This window comes from Pseudomonas sp. UBA6315, assembly GCF_002438125.1.
GTDB classification, from domain to species: Bacteria; Pseudomonadota; Gammaproteobacteria; order Pseudomonadales; family Pseudomonadaceae; genus Aquipseudomonas; species Aquipseudomonas faucium.
On record NZ_DJTF01000146.1, the window covers coordinates 1 to 16641 of the forward strand.

Below are 16641 nucleotides of genomic sequence, written 5' to 3' on the forward strand. Positions count from 1 at the left end.
TTACTGGTTTGTATGCCGAATTCGCCCACTTCGCCGACGTTGCCGGCGAGCTGACCGCCGACCAGCAGCAGGTGCTGGGCCGTCTGCTCAAGTACGGCCCGAGCGTGCCGGTACAGGAGCCGACCGGCCGCCTGTTCCTGGTGGTGCCGCGCCTGGGCACCATCTCGCCCTGGGCCAGCAAGGCCAGCGACATCGCCCACAACTGCGGCCTGCAGTCGATCCAGCGCCTGGAGCGCGGCATCGCCTACTACGTGGCCGGTGAACTGAGCGAGGCCGACGCCGCGCTGGTGGCCGCCGAGCTGCACGACCGCATGACCCAGCGCGTGCTGGCCCAGCTGGAGCAGGCATCGGACCTGTTCAGCCACGCCCAGCCCAAGCCGATGACCTCGGTCGACATCCTCGCAGGTGGCCGCGCCGCCCTGGCCCAGGCCAACATCGACCTGGGCCTGGCCCTGGCCGAAGACGAGATCGACTACCTGGTCAACGCCTTCCAGGGGCTCAAGCGCAACCCGAACGACATCGAACTGATGATGTTCGCCCAGGCCAACTCCGAGCACTGCCGCCACAAGATCTTCAACGCCAGTTGGGACATCGACGGCCAGGCTCAGGAAAAGAGCCTGTTCGGCATGATCAAGAACACCTACCAGATGCACAGCGACGGCGTGCTGTCTGCGTACAAGGACAACGCCTCGGTGATCGTCGGCAACGTCGCCGGCCGTTTCTTCCCGAACCCTGAAACCCGCCAGTACGGCGCGGTGCAGGAGCCGGTGCACATCCTGATGAAGGTCGAGACGCACAACCACCCGACCGCCATCGCCCCGTTCTCCGGCGCCTCCACCGGCTCCGGCGGCGAAATCCGCGACGAAGGCGCCACCGGCCGTGGCGCCAAGCCCAAGGCTGGCCTGACCGGTTTCACCGTGTCCAACCTGCGCATCCCGGGCTTCGAACAGCCTTGGGAGCAGGCCTATGGCAAGCCCGAGCGCATCGTCGACGCCCTCGACATCATGATCGAAGGCCCGCTGGGTGGCGCTGCGTTCAACAACGAATTCGGCCGCCCGGCCCTGACCGGTTACTTCCGCACCTTCGAGCAGTCGATCAACACCCCGCACGGCGAAGAAGTGCGCGGCTACCACAAGCCGATCATGCTCGCCGGCGGCATGGGCAACATCCGTGAAGACCACGTGCAGAAGGGCGAGATCACCGTCGGCGCCAAGCTGATCGTGCTCGGCGGCCCGGCCATGCTCATCGGCCTGGGCGGCGGCGCCGCTTCGTCGGTGGCCACCGGTGCCAGCTCGGCTGACCTGGATTTCGCCTCGGTACAGCGCGAAAACCCGGAAATGGAGCGCCGTTGCCAGGAGGTCATCGACCGTTGCTGGCAGCTGGGCGACGAAAACCCGATCGCCTTCATCCACGACGTCGGCGCCGGTGGCATCTCCAACGCCTTCCCGGAGCTGGTCAACGACGGCGGCCGCGGTGGCCGTTTCGAACTGCGCAACGTGCCCAATGACGAGCCGGGCATGGCCCCGCACGAAATCTGGAGCAACGAATCGCAGGAGCGCTACGTGCTGGCCGTCAGCGCCGCCGACTTCGAACGCTTCCAGGCCATCTGCGAACGCGAGCGCTGCCCGTTCGCCGTGGTCGGCGAAGCCACCGAAGAGCCGCACCTGACCGTGACCGACAGCCACTTCGACAACACGCCGGTGGACATGCCGCTCGACGTGCTGCTGGGCAAGCCGCCGCGCATGCACCGTTCGGTGACCCGCGAAGCGGAGCTGGGCGATGACTTCGACCCGAGCCAGGTGGACCTGGACAACGCCGTGCAGCGTGTCCTCAACCACCCGGCCGTGGCCAGCAAGAGCTTCCTGATCACCATCGGCGACCGCACCATCACCGGCCTGGTCGCCCGCGACCAGATGGTCGGCCCGTGGCAGGTCCCGGTCGCCGACTGCGCCGTCACCGCCACCAGCTTCGACGTCTACACCGGTGAAGCCATGGCCATGGGCGAGCGTACCCCGCTGGCCCTGCTCGACGCCCCGGCGTCCGGGCGCATGGCGATCGGCGAGACCCTGACCAACCTGGCCGCCGCGCAAATCGACAAGCTGTCCGACATCAAGCTGTCGGCCAACTGGATGTCCGCTGCCGGCCACCCGGGCGAAGACGCCCGCCTGTACGACACCGTCAAGGCCGTCGGCATGGAGCTGTGCCCGGAGCTTGGGATCACCATCCCGGTCGGCAAGGACTCGATGTCGATGAAGACCAAGTGGAGCGAGGATGGCGTCGAGAAGAGCGTCACTTCGCCGCTGTCGCTGATCATCACCGGCTTCGCCCCGGTCACCGACATCCGCAACACCCTGACCCCGCAACTGCGCATGGACAAGGGCGAGACCGACCTGATCCTGATCGACCTGGGCCGCGGCAAGAACCGCATGGGCGCATCGATCCTGGCGCAGACCTACGGCAAGATCGCCGCCCAGGCACCGGACGTCGACGACGCCGAAGACCTCAAGGCCTTCTTCGCCGTGATCCAGGGCCTGAACGCCGACGGCCACCTGCTGGCCTACCACGACCGCTCCGACGGCGGCCTGCTGACCACCGTGGTGGAAATGGCCTTTGCCGGCCACTGCGGCCTCGACCTGCAGCTCGACCCACTGACCGACAACCGCAATGACGTGCCGGCCATCCTCTTCAACGAAGAGCTCGGTGCGGTCATCCAGGTACGCCAGGACGCCACCCCGGACGTGCTCGCGCAGTTCAGCGCAGCCGGCCTGGGCGAAGGTTGCGTGGCGGTGATCGGCAAGCCGGTCAACAACGCTGAAGTGTCCATCAGCCTCAATGGCGAAGTGCTGTTCGACGACGACCGCCGCATGCTGCAGCGCCAGTGGGCCGAGACCAGCTACCAGGTGCAGCGCCTGCGTGACAACGCCGACTGCGCCGACCAGGAATTCGACGCGCTGCTCGAGGAAGACAACCCGGGCCTGTCGGTCAAGCTTGGCTTCGACGTCAACGACGACATCGCCGCGCCGTACATCAAGAAAGGCGTGCGCCCGCAAGTGGCGATCCTGCGCGAGCAGGGCGTCAACGGCCAGGTCGAGATGGCAGCCGCCTTCGACCGCGCAGGGTTTGCCGCCATCGACGTGCACATGAGCGACATTCTCGCCGGGCGCGTGGACTTCGAAGCCTTCAAGGGCCTGGTCGCCTGCGGCGGCTTCTCCTACGGTGACGTGCTGGGCGCCGGTGAAGGCTGGGCCAAGTCGGCCCTGTTCAACACCCGTGCCCGCGATGCCTTCCAGGCCTTCTTCGAGCGTACCGACAGCTTCGCCCTGGGCGTGTGCAACGGTTGCCAGATGATGTCCAACCTGCACGAGCTGATTCCGGGCACCGAGTACTGGCCGCACTTCGTGCGCAACCGTTCGGAGCAGTTCGAGGCCCGCGTGGCCATGGTCGAGGTGCAGAAGTCCAACTCGATCTTCCTGCAGGGCATGGCCGGTTCGCGCATGCCGATCGCCATCGCCCACGGTGAAGGCCATGCCGAGTTCGCCAGCGAAGAGGCACTGCTGGAAGCCGACCTGTCCGGTTGCGTGGCCCTGCGCTACGTCGACAACCACGGCAAGGTCACCGAAGCCTACCCGGCCAACCCGAACGGCTCGCCGCGTGGCATCACCGGCCTGACCAGCCGCGACGGCCGCGTGACCATCATGATGCCGCACCCGGAGCGTGTGTTCCGCGCCGTGCAGAACTCCTGGCGCCCGGATGAGTGGCAGGAAGACGCCGCGCTGATGCGCATGTTCCGCAATGCGCGGGTGTGGGTGAACTAAGGCGTGTACAAGCTCGCCTTCTTCGTCCCGGCCAGCCATGTCGAAGTGGTCAAGGCCGCCGTGTTCGCCGCCGGTGGCGGGCGAATCGGTGACTACGACCACTGCGCCTGGCAGACCCTGGGCCAGGGCCAGTTCCGCCCGTTGGACGGCAGCCAGCCGTTCCTCGGGCAGGCCGGCCAGGTCGAGGTGGTCGAGGAGTGGAAGGTGGAGCTGGTGGTGGCCGATGACCTGGTTGACCAGGTCGTCGCTGCCCTGCGGCTGAGCCATCCCTACCAGACGCCAGCTTATGAGGTCTGGCGCCTGCTGGATTTGTGAAACCGCTGGTTTTCAGACAAAGGGAGAAGGGCCCGCGTCCGAACCGTTGACGAGGCTCCAGTAACTCGTATCGGTCAACTCTTCTATTTCCTCGATGTGCTTGACCACAGTGTCCAGCGCCTCTCCTATGGCCTTCATGGCCTCATCCAGCTCATCTGTCTGCAACTGCCTGAGCGTCTCGATCGATTTCCCTTGCTCGACCCTTTCTGGATTGGCCAGTGCCCAGTCCTTGACGATCTGATCGAATCGGTCGGTGTCGTTGGGGTGAACAATCATGCCTTCGGCCAAAACACGGGGGTCGCCATACGTCGAGCCGTTGACGCGCCAGTGGTCGTACATGGCCTGGCCTACAACCTTCACGGCTTCTGCTGCCAACAGTACCGCCAGGGTGTGAAAGGGGTGCGTGTCGTGGTCCTTGGCCAGTTGAGAATGGGTTGCCAGGCTGCTGGCATCGTTGTTGGGGTCGGTGTCCAGCAGCGTCTGCAGGGTTGCGATGTGATCGCCTGCCCACTTGAGCAGGGGCTTCTTGATCAGGTTGGTGGCATAGTCAATCGCCTTGTTGGGTAGTTGAATGACTTGATTAAGCTTGTTGAACCAGCGGTAGACCTCGTTATTGCGAATGTTGTCGCGGGCCTTCAGGTAGAGCTCATAGGCATTGAGCAACAGAGGGTCTTCATCTTTGAGCAATATCAGCATGACCTGGTCGAAGTCGCTGCGCTCGCCAGGCCCGGGCGTTGGGGAAGACTCGTCACCATAGAGCAGGTTGGCCATCGGGTCGGCGACGCTGCCGACGATGTCCAGTGCACCGAACATGCCCGTGATCACAGGCCATTCGTGCCTGGAGTTTTCACGGGCCTCGACCCGCGTGGTCCAGACCAGCACATCGTCGTGCCCCAATTTCTTCAAGCTCAGTTCGATGAAGTTGGAATGGGCAAAGTAATCCTCCAGCACATGCAAGGCTTCGCCAAAATAGCGCATGCCCTTGGCAGTCATGCCTTCCTTCTTGGCCGCCTCCAGCTGTTTGATCATGAATGCGATCGGTCGGCGTATGTAACGTTTCATTGAGCGCTTGGGCAGCAGTGCATTCTGCTTGTCTTCAGGGAACACAAGGGCAGTGAAGTCTTTGTCGATGCTGCGCGGGTCGAAGCTATCGCGGTCCAGCGTGGTGGGGTTGTCGATGTGTTCGTGGGCCCGGTAGACCCCAAGCATCTTCGGGGTCACCTGGTAGAGTGCGCGGTCTTCGGGGGTCTGCTGCAGGCTGTGGAATTCCTTGAGGGCAAACAGGTCGACAATGGCTGTCAGTTTTTCCCGCGAGACTCTCGGCATTTCGCCAGCAACGATGCTCTGAATGATTTCGGCGGTATCCATGCCTGCACCGGGTACCGGATGAACCAACTTTGGGTCGATCAGTTGCGAGTAGTCCCGCAGCCAGTTGCCGAAATAGATGGCCTTGCGCTGGGCGGCGTCGAAGCCGGCGACCTCCAGTGCGTCCTCTATGGATTCATGACCGAAGGAGTGATTGGCTTTCTTCTCGCCCCGGCCGGCACTGAATTCGTCGGCCCGAGGTGGCTCCTGGGCTGAGAACGCCAGTACCAACGGAGTTTCAGTGCCTGAGTGGGTGAAGATTGCGAACGTCTTACCCGCCTCGATCGGCTCATTGTAGAAAAGCAACGTCTGGGCAAAGGTGACGCCGAGGTCTTCACGTGGGGGCTCGGTTGCCTGTTCGATGCCTTCAGCGTCCTGATATAGACAAAGCAACTGGTGAACGTGCAGGGCAAAAACCTGTATCAGCGCCAGCAGAAACGTGGCGGTAAGCTCCGGCTCTTCAAGTGCCTGATCGATGACTTCGCGCTGCACCAGGATCTCGCCCGTGTCCGGGTCATAGGCAGACCAGGTCTGCAGGCCTGCCTTGACCTGGAAGGCGGGGTTGGCCAGCGTGTTGTCAGCCAGATTTCGTTGCAGCTGCACAAACGCTGCAGGCGCAAAGTCAGTGCCGAACACTGACCTGAACAGGTGCGTGAACAGCTGCGCATCGAGGGTGTTGGCAAGATTGCCCAACTGCTCCAGGGCAATGCTGCTGGTGAACGTGGTTTCGCTGCTATCGTCCAGGGTTTCAAGGGGCTCGCTCATGGTGTTCCTCGCTGTTGGATCAAGTGAGCGAGCAGCATGTAGGCGAGGCCTTACGGAGTTAACGAGGCAGTACTACCGAATCAGCTGATTTGCAGCTCAAGTTTGTGGCCCACTCGCCTTGCCATTGACCAGTGCGCAGGCCACCAGGCCCAGCTCGAACAGTATCCACATGGGCACTGCCAGCATGGTCTGGGAAAACACATCCGGTGGCGTCAGAACCATGCCAACCACGAAACAGCCGACAATCACGTAGGGCCTGCTGCGTCGCAACGTGGCCACATCAGCCAACCCCACCCAGACCACGATGAAGGTCGCCACTGGTATCTCGAACGCCAGGCCGAACGCCAGAAACAGCGCCAGGATGAAGTCCAGGTACTGGCTGATGTCGGTCATCATCGCCACGCCCTCGGGCGTCACGCTGGCGAAGAAGCCGAACATCATCGGGAATACCAGGTAGAAGGCGAACGCCATGCCGGCATAGAACAGCACGATGCTCGACATCAGCAGCCCCAGCGCAATGCGCCGTTCCTGGCGGTACAGCCCCGGCGCGATGAAGCCCCAGGCCTGGTGCAGCAGCAGCGGCATGGCGATGAACAGCGCGCACATGGCCGTCAGTTTGAATGGCGTGAGAAAGGGCGACGTGACGCTGGTGGCGATCATGCTCGCGCCTTCGGGCAGGAAGCGGCGCAGCGGTTGCGACACCAACGTGTACAGCTGCTGGGCAAACGGAAACAGGCCGACGAACACCAGTGCCAGCAGCAGCAGGCAGCGCACCAGGCGTTTGCGCAGGTCGCGCAGGTGGTCGGTCAGCGGCATGCGCGCCGCAGTGTCCAGGGCCGTGCTCATGGCGTGTTCTCCTGGGGCAGGTTGATGGGCTTGGCGTCCAGCGCCGGCTCGGCCTGCAGGCGGATGCCCTGGCGGATTTCCTGCTCGAGGCGCTGCAAGGGTTGGCTGTCCAGGTCGGGCATGGCGATCTCGCGTTCCATCTGCGCGCGCAGGCCATGCATGGCCCGGCGCGCCTGGCCCAGGCCGCGCCCCAGGGTGCGGGCGGCGACCGGCAGGCGCTCCGGCCCGAGCACCAGCAGGGCGACGACGCCCACCAGCAGCAGCTCGCTGAAACCTACCTCGAACATCAGGCTTGGCGATCCGTTTGTGGCTGCGCGTCAGCCTGGCGAGTCACGGGTGTCTGCGGCTGCGAGGGGGCAGCGCCACCCGCATCGGGCTCACCCCCCATCGACTTGCGAAAGCCCTGGATCGCTTCGCCGACATCACTGCCCAGGCCCTTGAGGCGCTTGGTGCCAAACAGCAGAAACACGATCAGCAGCACGATCACCAGTTGCCAGATTCCAATCCCACCCATTTCGAATACTCCTGTAAGGCCATGAAAAGAAAGGCCAATCCTGCCGCGTGTAGATGACGCGAACATGACTGCAAGGCCATTGCCATCTGCTTGCAACAGCCGCCGTGTTGACTGGCGCCTTCACGCAACCAGGAGGGGTAGGGATGACGCGCAAGCGACAGCAGGGCGCGGCGCTGCTGATGGTGATGGTGGTGCTGGCGATGCTCGCCGCGGGCATGGCCTGGCTGGTGGAGGATGGCCGGCGCCAGGTCGATGAGGTGCAGTTGCTGCGCCAGCGGGTGCAGGTGCGGGCCATGGAGCAGGCTGGCCTGGCCTACGCCGAACAGGCCCTGCGCGACCCTGCCTGGCGCCTCAGCCCGCTGTTCTGGCAGGCCTTGCGCGGGCAGCCGCTGACCTATGATTTTGGCGCCGGCCAGGCGCAATTGCGGGTGCGCGACCAACATGCCTGTTTCAACGTCAACGCGCTGCTCGGCGCTGACGGTGAGCGGGCCGAGCGCCAGTTGCGCCACTTGCTGGGGGATGACATGGCCGCACAACGGCTGGTCGATGCCTTGGCCGACTGGCTGGACCACGACAGCGACACGCGCCTGCAAGGCGCCGAGAGTGCCCAGTACCTGCGCCAGCAACCGCCGCGCCTGGCGGCCAACCAGCCGATGCTCGATACCAGCGAATTGAACCTGTTGCTGGAGCCCGATGCCGGGCGCCAGCGGCGTTACCCGATGCTGTGCGCATTGCCGCAGACCACCGGCTGGCGCCTGAATGCCAACGCCCTGGGGCTTGAGCACTTGCCATTGCTCGATGCGTTGTATGAAGGGCGCTACCCGCGCGCGCTGCTCAGCCGCATCGTCAGCGGCCGGCCGGCATCGGGGTACGAGGATGCCTCGGCGTTGCGCCAGGCGTTGGGGGCGGTGGATGACGAAACCTTCGAGCGGTTGAGCGAAGGGTTGCTGCTCAACAGTGGGCATTTCCTGTTGCAGCTGTCGTTCGAGGAGCAGGGGCGGACGATGCGCAGCGCGTTTCAGGTGGAAGCGCTGGGGGTGGTGCAGTGGCATGCGCGGGTGCCGGCGCAGCAGGTGCGGGTGAAGAGCCGCGAGCCGATTGCCTGGTGATCAGGCCTTGGGGCTGCTGCGCAGCCCAATCGCCGGCAAGCCGGCTCCCACCCGTCTGTGGGAGGCCTAGGAGCTGCTGCGCAGCCCGTCTGTGGGAGCCGGCTTGCCGGCGATTGGGCCGCGCAGCGGCCCCCTGAAAGTCCGAATCAGACCGTGCCGATCTCGCCACCATCATTGCGCTGGATCACCACCGTCGAAGCCCGCGGCCGCACCTTGCCACCCGCCGGGGTAGCATCGGTGGCCTTGTCGGTATAAGGCCAGTTGTCCGGGTGCTGGATGTTGACGAACATCGACTTGTTGTCCGGGGTGAAGGCAATCCCCGTCACCTCGCAGCCGTTCGGCCCGACGAAGAAGCGGCGCAGGTCCACCTGGTTGGTGGCATTGATCGGCACCTGTTTGCCCGTGGCATCCACCAGGTCGGTGGGGATCACCGCCAGCAGCTGGTCGTTGGTGTAGTCGGTGAGCGTGGTTTCACCGTTGTCGGTCTCGAACCACAGCACGCCGCGGCTATCGAAGCTCATGCCGTCGGGGCTGGCGAACTGGTTGAGCTCGGTCAGGCCCGAGCGGTTGATGTCGGCGGTGCCGGCGGCGTTGGCGCCGAACACGAAGATGTCCCAGGTGAAGCTCGCCTGGTCGTCGCTGTCGTGCCAGCGGATGATGTGGCCGTGGCGGTTCGGCCCGCGCGGGTTGGCGGCATCGACCTTTTCCGGGGTACGCGCGCTGTTGTTGGTCAGGGTCAGGTAGACATCGCCATTGAGCGGGTTGACCGCCGTCCACTCCGGGCGGTCCATCGGCGTTGCGCCCACGGCATCGCCGGCGCCGCGGGTGTTGAGGATGATGCCTGGCAGGTCGCCGTACAGCGCCCCCAGGGTGCGGCCATCCTTGGTCGGCGTGGCCACGTCCAGCAGCAGCCAGATACCCGTGCCATCGGCATTGAAGCGCGCCACGTAGAGCTTGCCCTGGTCCATGTACTTGGCGCCGGTGGCCAGGCGGTCGGCCGGGGTGGCGTCGGCGGCGTCCCACACGGCGGTGGAAACGAACTTGTACAGGTACTCGTTGTTGGAGTCGTCGCCCATGTACCAGACCAGTGGCTTGCCCACCACCGGCAGGCCCGGGCAGCAGCCTTCGTGGCGGAAGCGGCCCAGGGCGGTGCGCTTGGTGGCCAGGGTGCTGCTGTTGTACGGGTCGATCTCGACGATGTAGCCATAGGTGCTGGCTTCGTTGCGGTAGTCGTCGCTGGCGCTGGCGCCCTTGACGGTCACGACGAAGCGCGCGAATTCATCGGCCACCTCGCTGCTGTCACCGGCTGCGCTCTCCCACTTGTACTGGCCGCTGGAGGTGCCGACGCCGATGCGGCGCTGGTCTTCCGGGCGGGTGCCCTTGTTGACGAAGATGCCTGGCCAGTTCTCTTCGCAGGTCAGGTAGGTGCCCCACGGGGTGTAGCCGTTGCCGCAGTTGTTGTTGGTGCCGCGGCAATGGGTGCCGGCCGTCGAGTACTTGGTCTTGACGTGCTCGGTGCCACGCAGGGGGCCGGTGATTTCCATGCGCGAGGCGGTGGTGAAGCGGCGGTTGAGCGGGTCGTTGTCGACCACCTGCCAACGGCCGTTGAGCTTTTGCAGGCGCACCACGCCGGCGCCGTGGGCGTTGATTTCCTTGCGCACTTCCTCGACCGGGCGCTTGCCGTTGGCGTCGGTGGTCGAGCCGTTGGGGTGCAGCGCGGCGGTGTCGATGTATTCGAAGTTGATCGCCAGCAGGCCGTCTTCGGAGCTGCCATTGATCGGGAAGAAATGCATGCCGTCATGGTGCATGCCCATGGCGTTGGCCTGGTCGGTCGAGGTGTTGCTGCCGTCCGATTTCCACGGGTTGCCGTTGCTGTTCAGCGGCGTGCCCCACGGCGCCAGCACATAGGCGCTGTAACCGGCGGCGACCACGCAGGCATCGGTGCGCGAGCCGGGGATGGACTGGAAGCCCAGGGCCATTTTCGGCTCCGGTTCAGGCACGGGCGGCTCGGTGACCGGTGGCTCGGTGACGGGGTCGTCATGGTCGGAGCCGCCGCTGTCGAAGCAGCCGCTCAGGCCGGTACCGGCGATCATGGCGATGGCCGCGCCCAGGCTGCCGCGCATCACGCTGCGCCGGCTCAGGTAAGCATCCATGACGTTGGCCATTGGCAGGTTGCCGCTGTGGTTGCGGTCCAGGTTGTCGCCGGATTCTCGACTCATCAGGTGTCCTTGATTTGGCTGAGTTGTAAGAAACCGCGACTTTAGAGCGCAAGTATGATGTTTCCTTGGCAAAAATATTAACGGGGTTTTAAAACTGTAAGTTCTTACTACTGCGCACGACAGAACGATTTGGAATGGCTGTCGGATTTCTGCCATCAAACTGTCATGCCAACGCCGCAACATCCGGGGCCCAAAGTGAACTCGGATAAGGACGGCGAGCCCGATGGCAAGCAGTGTGCACAGGCGCGAAGTAATCAGCTGGATGGGTGTCGGTGCGCTGGCGCCGTTGCTCGGCGCCTGTTCCGCGTTGCCGGGCCAGCGTGGCGGTGCTGCCAGCGTCGATTTGCTGTATGTCGCCGACACCCTCGATGCGCGCCAGCCCGGCCTGCCCGTGGTGCCCGCTACCCGCCTGGGCCCGGTCAGCCACCTGGGGCGTGCGCCGTGGATGACCGGCGCCAGCGCCAGCCTCGCGCAACCGCAACTGGCGCCCTTGCTCGATGCCAGCCAGGCCCAGAACGTGCGCCTGGGCGGTTACGCGGTACTGGCGGCGCTGTTGCAGCAGTTGCGCGGCGAGGCGGGCCAGGGCAATAGCCTGACCCTGGAAAACGGCCAGGGCTGGAACGGCAGTGGCCTGGCCTACCTCACCCACGGCGAAAGCGGTGTGCAGGGCAGCCAGCTGCTGGGCAGCGACGTGCGGGTCAGCAGCGACGAGCGCGTGCTCTGGCCGCAGCGCAGTGCCGGCCTGTATCGCCAAGCTTCGGCCATCACCCTCGGCGCGGGGCTTGCCGACGAACAACGCAAGGCCCTGGGCCTCGAGCCGCTGCACACCTTCGAACGGGGCGGTGCGCGGATCGCGGTGGTCGGCATCAGCGACCCTTACGCCCAGGACCAGAAAGCCTCCCTGAAGCAGTGGTACCAGGCCTTGCTGCCGACCTTCGAGCGCGCGCGCCGCGAAGCGGACCTGGTGGTGGCCCTGGCCGACGTGGGCACCGGCCCGGGCCTGTGGCTGGCCGAGCGGGTGCCTGAAATCGATGTGCTGCTGTGCGCCCGTGGCCAGGACCTGTGGCCGGCGCCGGTGTACGCCAGCCAGGTCAGTGGCCGCCGCGTGCCGGTGCTGTTTGCCGGCTGCCGGGCCAGTGGTGCGTTCCGCCTGCGTTGCCAGCAGGTGGCCGGGCAGTGGCAGTTCGAGGGGCGCTTCTTCCCGGCCTTCGCCCAGCAACTCACACCCGCCGCGCAGCTGCGTGCCAGCCAGTTGCATGGCGAGCTGCAGCAGCAGCGCGCAGGCCACGCGGCCTGGCTCGACCAACCCCTGGCCCGCGCACCGCAGGCGCTGTGGCGCCGCGATACCCGTGGCGGCAGTTGGGACCGCCTGCTGCACCAGGCCCTGGCCGATGACAGCAGCATGCCCGTGCTGTTGCCGGGCCTGCGCTATGACTACCCGCTGGCCGCCGGCGAAACGATCACCCGCGAGCACCTGATCAGCCTCACCGGCGGCTACCCGGCCGCGGTGGTCGAAGCCCCGGCGCGGCAGGTCGAGCAAGTGCTGGAAAACGCCGCCGAGCAATTGTTCGGCGACCCGCTGCTGCTGGACAACAGCCAGGACCTGCCGCGTTGGCAAGGGCAGGCCTGGCGCGTCAGCTACAGCCCGCAAGGCAAGCGCATCACCGGCCTGGACCCGGTGCAGGGCCTGTGCCGCACTTTCGGCCTGCAGTTCCAGCCCGAGGCCGGCGAACCCCTGTGGCAGCGGGTCGAGGCCTGGCTGTCGCGCCAGCCTGCCGATTGGCAGCTGGCTCCCCTGGCGCTCCCTGAAGTGCGCTACGTACAGGGCCACCCCGGCTGGCACCCGCGCCAGGTGGCGTCGTGAGCCTGGGCGCCCGTGCCGTGACCTGCGGCCTGCTGACCCTGGCCGGCTGGCTGGCCGCGCAATGCGTGCTGCAACTGAGCCGCCAGCCGCAGCCGGCCAGCCCCGCCAGCACAGCCAGCAGTGCGCTGCCGGGGCTGATGGTCGGCCACTGGCAGGCGGCCGTCGATGACGGCGCCATCGCCCTCACGCGCTTGCCGCTGCACTACCTCGGCGGGCTCAAGGCCCAGCCGCTGTCGGCCAGCGTGGTGGTACTGCGCTACGGCCAACAGGTGCGCACCCTCGGCCGTGGCCAGCGCCTGGCACCGGGGATCGTGTTGCAGGACATCGACGCCGATGGCCTGATTTTCGACAACCAGGGGCGGCGCGAACGCCTGCCCTGGCCGCCACGCCCCGCCGTGACCGGCTTCAAGCGGCAAGGATGAACGATGCCTGTCAGATATTGCGTGGCCGCCGCCCTGAGCCTGGCCCTGTCATTGGCCTGGGCCCAGGAGCCGGAAGAATTCGACGACAACGGCACGCCGCTGTACGAGGTGAACTTCGTCGACACCGAGCTGGGCGAGTTCATCGACAGCGTGTCGCGCATCACCGGCACCACCTTCATCGTCGACCCTCGGGTCAAGGGCAAGGTCACCGTGCGCACCGTCGACCGCCACGATGCCGATGCCATCTACGACATCTTCCTGGCCCAGTTGCGCGCCCAGGGCTTTGCGGCGGTCGACCTGCCCAACGGCAGCGTGAAGATCGTCCCCGACCAGGCCGCGCGCCTGGAGCCGGTGCCGGTCGAGGCCAAGGGCAAGCGCGGCGAGGGCAGCGATGGCGTGGCCACCCGCGTGTTCAACGTGCGCAATGCCGCCAGCGAGCAGATGCTCGGCATTCTCAAACCGCTGATCGACCCGCGCGTCGGTGTGATCACCCCGTACCCCGCTGCCAACCTGCTGGTGGTCACCGACTGGCGCAGCAACCTCGACCGCATCGACAGCCTGCTGCGCCAGCTCGACCAGGTCAGTGACGAGCCCATGCAGGTGATGCCCCTGCGTCATGCCAGTGCCGCCGACACCGCCCAGTTGCTGACCCGCCTGCTGGCCCGCGAGCAGGGCGCCGACGCCACCCAGGTGGTCGCCGACCCGCGCAGCAATGCCTTGCTGGTGCGCGGCAACAGCGACCGGGTGCGCGCGCTCATGGCCCAACTCGACCGCCCCAGCGACAACCAGCGCTCCAGCAATACCCAAGTGATCTACCTGCGCCATGCCAACGCGGCCGAGGTGGTGAAGGTGCTGCGCGGGCTCAGCCAGGAAGGCGCGGCGCCCAGCGAAGGCCTGGCCGAAGGGGAGGGCAAGGACAAGCCGCCGATGGCTGCGGCCAGCGATTCGGGCATTCGCCTGGAGTACGAGGAAGGCACCAACGCCGTGGTCATGGTCGGCCCCGACAGCGAGCTGGCGGCCTATCGCTCGATCGTCGAGCAGCTCGATATCCGCCGCGCCCAGGTGGTGGTCGAGGCGATCATCGCCGAGGTGTCCGACACCCGCGCCCAGGAGCTTGGGGTGCAATGGCTGTTCGCCGACGAGAAATTCGGTGCCGGCATCGTCAACTTTGGCAGCAACGGGGTGAACATCGCCAATATCGCAGGCGCCGCCGCCAGCGGCGACAACGAGGCGCTGGGCAACCTGCTGTCGGGTACCCAGGGGGCCACGGTGGGCATCGGCCACATCGGCGGTGGTTTCAACTTTGCCATGCTGATCAACGCGCTCAAGGGCAAGAGCGGCTTCAACCTGCTCTCCACACCCACCTTGCTGACCCTGGACAACGCCGAGGCGTCGATCCTGGTCGGCCAGGAAGTGCCCTTCGTCACAGGCTCCGTGACCCAGAACAACGCCAACCCCTACCAGACCATCGAGCGCAAGGAAGTCGGGGTCAAGCTGCGCATCAAGCCGCAGATCAACATCGACAACAGCGTGCGCCTGGACATCGTCCAGGAGGTGTCCTCGATCGCCGAATCCCGCGCGGCCAGCGACGTCATCACCAACAAGCGCGAGATCAAGACCAAGGTCATGGTCGAGGACAACGGCCTGGTCATCCTGGGTGGCCTGATCAGCGACGAGTTGAGCACCAGCGACCAGCGCGTGCCGTTTCTCGGCGACATCCCGGGGCTGGGCCGGCTGTTCCGCTCCGACGCCAGCAAGAACACCAAGCAGAACCTGATGGTGTTCATCCGCCCGCGCATCCTGCGTGACGGCCCGAGCCTGGCCGGGCTGAGCGAAGACAAGTACCGCACCCTGCAGCAGACCACGCCGCTGAAGTTGCCGGACCTGGCAGAAGGCACGCCGCTGCTGCAGGTGTTCCCCGCCAGCCGTGCGCGCCTGGAAGGCGGTAGCTGGTGATGCTGCCCTATCGCCTGGCGCGCCAGGCCGGCCTGGCCATGGCGCCGATGGACGCCGGCTGGCAGCTGTGGCTGCGCCAGGATGCCGACAGCGACCAGCTGCAGGAACTGCTGCGCGTGCATGGCCAGCCGGCCGCGCTGGTGTACCTGGAACCCGCCGCCTTCGATGAACGCCTCGGCCAGCTGTACCAGGCCGGCAGTGGCGCCAACCAGGCGCTGATCGAGGGCATCGGCGAGCAGGTCGACCTGGACAGCTTGATGAGCGAGATGCCGCGCATCGAAGACCTGCTCGAAAGCGACGACGAGGCCCCGGTCATCCGCCTGATCAACGGCCTGTTCGGCCAGGCCCTGCGCCTGCGCGCCTCGGACATCCACATCGAAACCTTCGAGCAGAGCCTGGTGGTGCGCCTGCGCGTCGACGGCCACCTGCGCGAGGTGCTGCGCCCGCCACGGGCGCTGTCGGCGATGCTGGTGTCGCGGATCAAGGTGATGGCGCGCCTGGACATCGCCGAAAAGCGCCAGCCCCAGGATGGCCGCATCACCTTGCGCGCGGCGGGCCGTGAAGTGGACGTGCGGGTGTCGACGCTGCCCGGCATCCACGGCGAGCGCGTGGTGATGCGCGTGCTCGACAAACAGGCCAGCCTGCTGGCGCTGGACAACCTGGGTATGCCAGGCGCCGTGCTGCAGGGCCTGCGCAGTTGCCTGGCGCGCCCCAACGGCATCGTGCTGTCCACCGGCCCAACCGGCTCGGGCAAGACCACCACCCTGTACGCCAGCCTCAACAGCCTCAACGACGGCAGCCGTAACATCCTCACCGTCGAAGACCCGGTGGAGTACGCCATCGCCGGCATCGGCCAGACCGCCATCAACCCCCGCGCCGGCCTGACCTTCGCCAGCGGCCTGCGCGCCATCCTGCGCCAGGACCCGGACGTGATCATGCTCGGCGAAATCCGCGACCAGGAAACCGCGCAGATCGCCGTGCAGGCCAGCCTCACCGGCCACCTGGTGCTGTCGACCCTGCACACCAACAGCGCAGTGGGCGCGGTGACGCGCCTGCGCGACATGGGCATCGAGCCGTTCCTGATCGCCTCGTGCCTGCGCGGGGTGCTGGCCCAGCGCCTGGTGCGGCGGCTGTGCAGCTGCGCCCAGGCGCAACCGCTGCAAGCTGCCGAGCGCGCCCTGTGGCCGGAGCTGACGGCGCTGGGCAGCAGCCATCACGCCGTGGGCTGCGAGCTTTGCCAGGGCAGTGGCTATGTCGGGCGCCTGGGGCTGTACGAGTTCATCGAACTGGATGCCGGGCTGATCGCCTTGTTGTACGACGGCGCCAGCGAACAGGCCATGCACGACTACCTGGCGCCGCACCGGCGCAGCCTGGTGGCGATGGCCAGCGACTGCCTGGCACGGGGTGAGACCAGCCTTGCCGAAGTGCTGCGCGTGGTGCAGGGCTGAGCC

Annotated in this window: 12 protein-coding genes; 7 read left to right on the forward strand and 5 right to left on the reverse strand. The window is 66.1% G+C overall.

All coding sequences use genetic code 11. The features are described from left to right. Together purL and B3E94_RS17385 are read left to right on the forward strand one after the other, a co-directional pair. Positions 1–3815: phosphoribosylformylglycinamidine synthase (gene purL / locus B3E94_RS17380; protein WP_286914438.1), on the forward strand; the 3815-nt coding region annotated here is incomplete at its 5' end. Positions 3816–3818: 3 nt separating this feature from the next. Further along, positions 3819–4130 carry an NGG1p interacting factor NIF3 gene (locus B3E94_RS17385; protein WP_286914439.1) on the forward strand — a complete coding sequence of 104 codons (312 nt, stop codon included), beginning with the start codon at positions 3819–3821 and terminating at the stop codon, positions 4128–4130. A 12-nt stretch (positions 4131–4142) separates the two neighbouring features. Here the strand turns inward: B3E94_RS17385 and B3E94_RS17390 are convergent, their stop codons facing one another. The 4 genes from B3E94_RS17390 to tatA all read right to left on the reverse strand — a co-directional run bounded on the left by B3E94_RS17390 (position 4143) and on the right by tatA (position 7620). Then, on the reverse strand, positions 4143–6260 hold the full coding sequence (locus B3E94_RS17390) for an HET-C-related protein (RefSeq protein WP_286914441.1): 2118 nt from the start codon (positions 6258–6260) through the stop codon (positions 4143–4145). 96 nt (positions 6261–6356) lie between these two features. Beyond that, positions 6357–7106 carry a twin-arginine translocase subunit TatC gene (gene tatC, locus B3E94_RS17395; RefSeq protein WP_286914442.1) on the reverse strand — a complete coding sequence of 250 codons (750 nt, stop codon included), beginning with the start codon at positions 7104–7106 and terminating at the stop codon, positions 6357–6359. Then, positions 7103–7393 (reverse strand): Sec-independent protein translocase protein TatB, encoded by a 291-nt coding sequence (gene tatB, locus B3E94_RS17400; RefSeq protein WP_286914443.1) that lies wholly within the window; start codon positions 7391–7393, stop codon positions 7103–7105. Before tatB ends, tatC begins: the two co-directional genes overlap by 4 nt. Then, complete coding sequence (gene tatA / locus B3E94_RS17405) at positions 7393–7620, reverse strand: twin-arginine translocase TatA/TatE family subunit (RefSeq protein WP_286914445.1); 228 nt, start codon at positions 7618–7620, stop codon at positions 7393–7395. Before tatA ends, tatB begins: the two co-directional genes overlap by 1 nt. A gap of 143 nt (positions 7621–7763) precedes the next feature. On the opposite strand from tatA, the gene gspK reads away from it, so the two are divergent. Beyond that, positions 7764–8729 carry a type II secretion system minor pseudopilin GspK gene (gene gspK, locus B3E94_RS17410; RefSeq protein ID WP_286914446.1) on the forward strand — a complete coding sequence of 322 codons (966 nt, stop codon included), beginning with the start codon at positions 7764–7766 and terminating at the stop codon, positions 8727–8729. Positions 8730–8875: 146 nt separating this feature from the next. Here gspK and B3E94_RS17415 read toward each other — a convergent pair whose 3' ends face one another. Further along, positions 8876–10948 (reverse strand): PhoX family protein, encoded by a 2073-nt coding sequence (locus tag B3E94_RS17415; RefSeq protein WP_286914447.1) that lies wholly within the window; start codon positions 10946–10948, stop codon positions 8876–8878. Positions 10949–11171: 223 nt separating this feature from the next. Between B3E94_RS17415 and B3E94_RS17420 the strand changes: the two genes are divergently transcribed. Genes B3E94_RS17420 through B3E94_RS17435 form a run of 4 tightly spaced genes read left to right on the forward strand, consistent with a single transcriptional unit; the run spans position 11172 to position 16638 of the window. Then, positions 11172–12812 carry a lipoprotein UxpA gene (locus tag B3E94_RS17420; protein ID WP_286914448.1) on the forward strand — a complete coding sequence of 547 codons (1641 nt, stop codon included), beginning with the start codon at positions 11172–11174 and terminating at the stop codon, positions 12810–12812. After that, a complete protein-coding gene (locus tag B3E94_RS17425; protein ID WP_286914449.1) occupies positions 12809–13234 on the forward strand; it encodes a pilus assembly protein PilZ in 426 nt (141 codons plus the stop codon). Before B3E94_RS17420 ends, B3E94_RS17425 begins: the two co-directional genes overlap by 4 nt. A 21-nt stretch (positions 13235–13255) precedes the next feature. Then, the gene (gene gspD, locus B3E94_RS17430; RefSeq protein WP_409521241.1) at positions 13256–15190 is read left to right on the forward strand and encodes a type II secretion system secretin GspD; all 1935 of its coding nucleotides are present in this window, start codon (positions 13256–13258) and stop codon (positions 15188–15190) included. Beyond that, the gene (locus tag B3E94_RS17435) at positions 15190–16638 is read left to right on the forward strand and encodes a GspE/PulE family protein (protein WP_286914465.1); all 1449 of its coding nucleotides are present in this window, start codon (positions 15190–15192) and stop codon (positions 16636–16638) included. Before gspD ends, B3E94_RS17435 begins: the two co-directional genes overlap by 1 nt. Positions 16639–16641: the final 3 nt, after the last annotated feature.

Excerpts from the sequence above, each read along its gene's own strand:
- B3E94_RS17390 (WP_286914441.1), bottom strand. The coding sequence starts at position 6,260 with ATGAGCGAGCCCCTTGAAACCCTGGACGATAGCAGCGAAACCACGTTC.
- tatC (WP_286914442.1), bottom strand. The coding sequence starts at position 7,106 with ATGAGCACGGCCCTGGACACTGCGGCGCGCATGCCGCTGACCGACCAC.
- tatB (WP_286914443.1), bottom strand. The coding sequence starts at position 7,393 with ATGTTCGAGGTAGGTTTCAGCGAGCTGCTGCTGGTGGGCGTCGTCGCC.
- tatA (WP_286914445.1), bottom strand. The coding sequence starts at position 7,620 with ATGGGTGGGATTGGAATCTGGCAACTGGTGATCGTGCTGCTGATCGTG.
- gspK (WP_286914446.1), top strand. The coding sequence starts at position 7,764 with ATGACGCGCAAGCGACAGCAGGGCGCGGCGCTGCTGATGGTGATGGTG.
- B3E94_RS17415 (WP_286914447.1), bottom strand. The coding sequence starts at position 10,948 with ATGAGTCGAGAATCCGGCGACAACCTGGACCGCAACCACAGCGGCAAC.
- B3E94_RS17420 (WP_286914448.1), top strand. The coding sequence starts at position 11,172 with ATGGCAAGCAGTGTGCACAGGCGCGAAGTAATCAGCTGGATGGGTGTC.
- B3E94_RS17435 (WP_286914465.1), top strand. The coding sequence starts at position 15,190 with ATGCTGCCCTATCGCCTGGCGCGCCAGGCCGGCCTGGCCATGGCGCCG.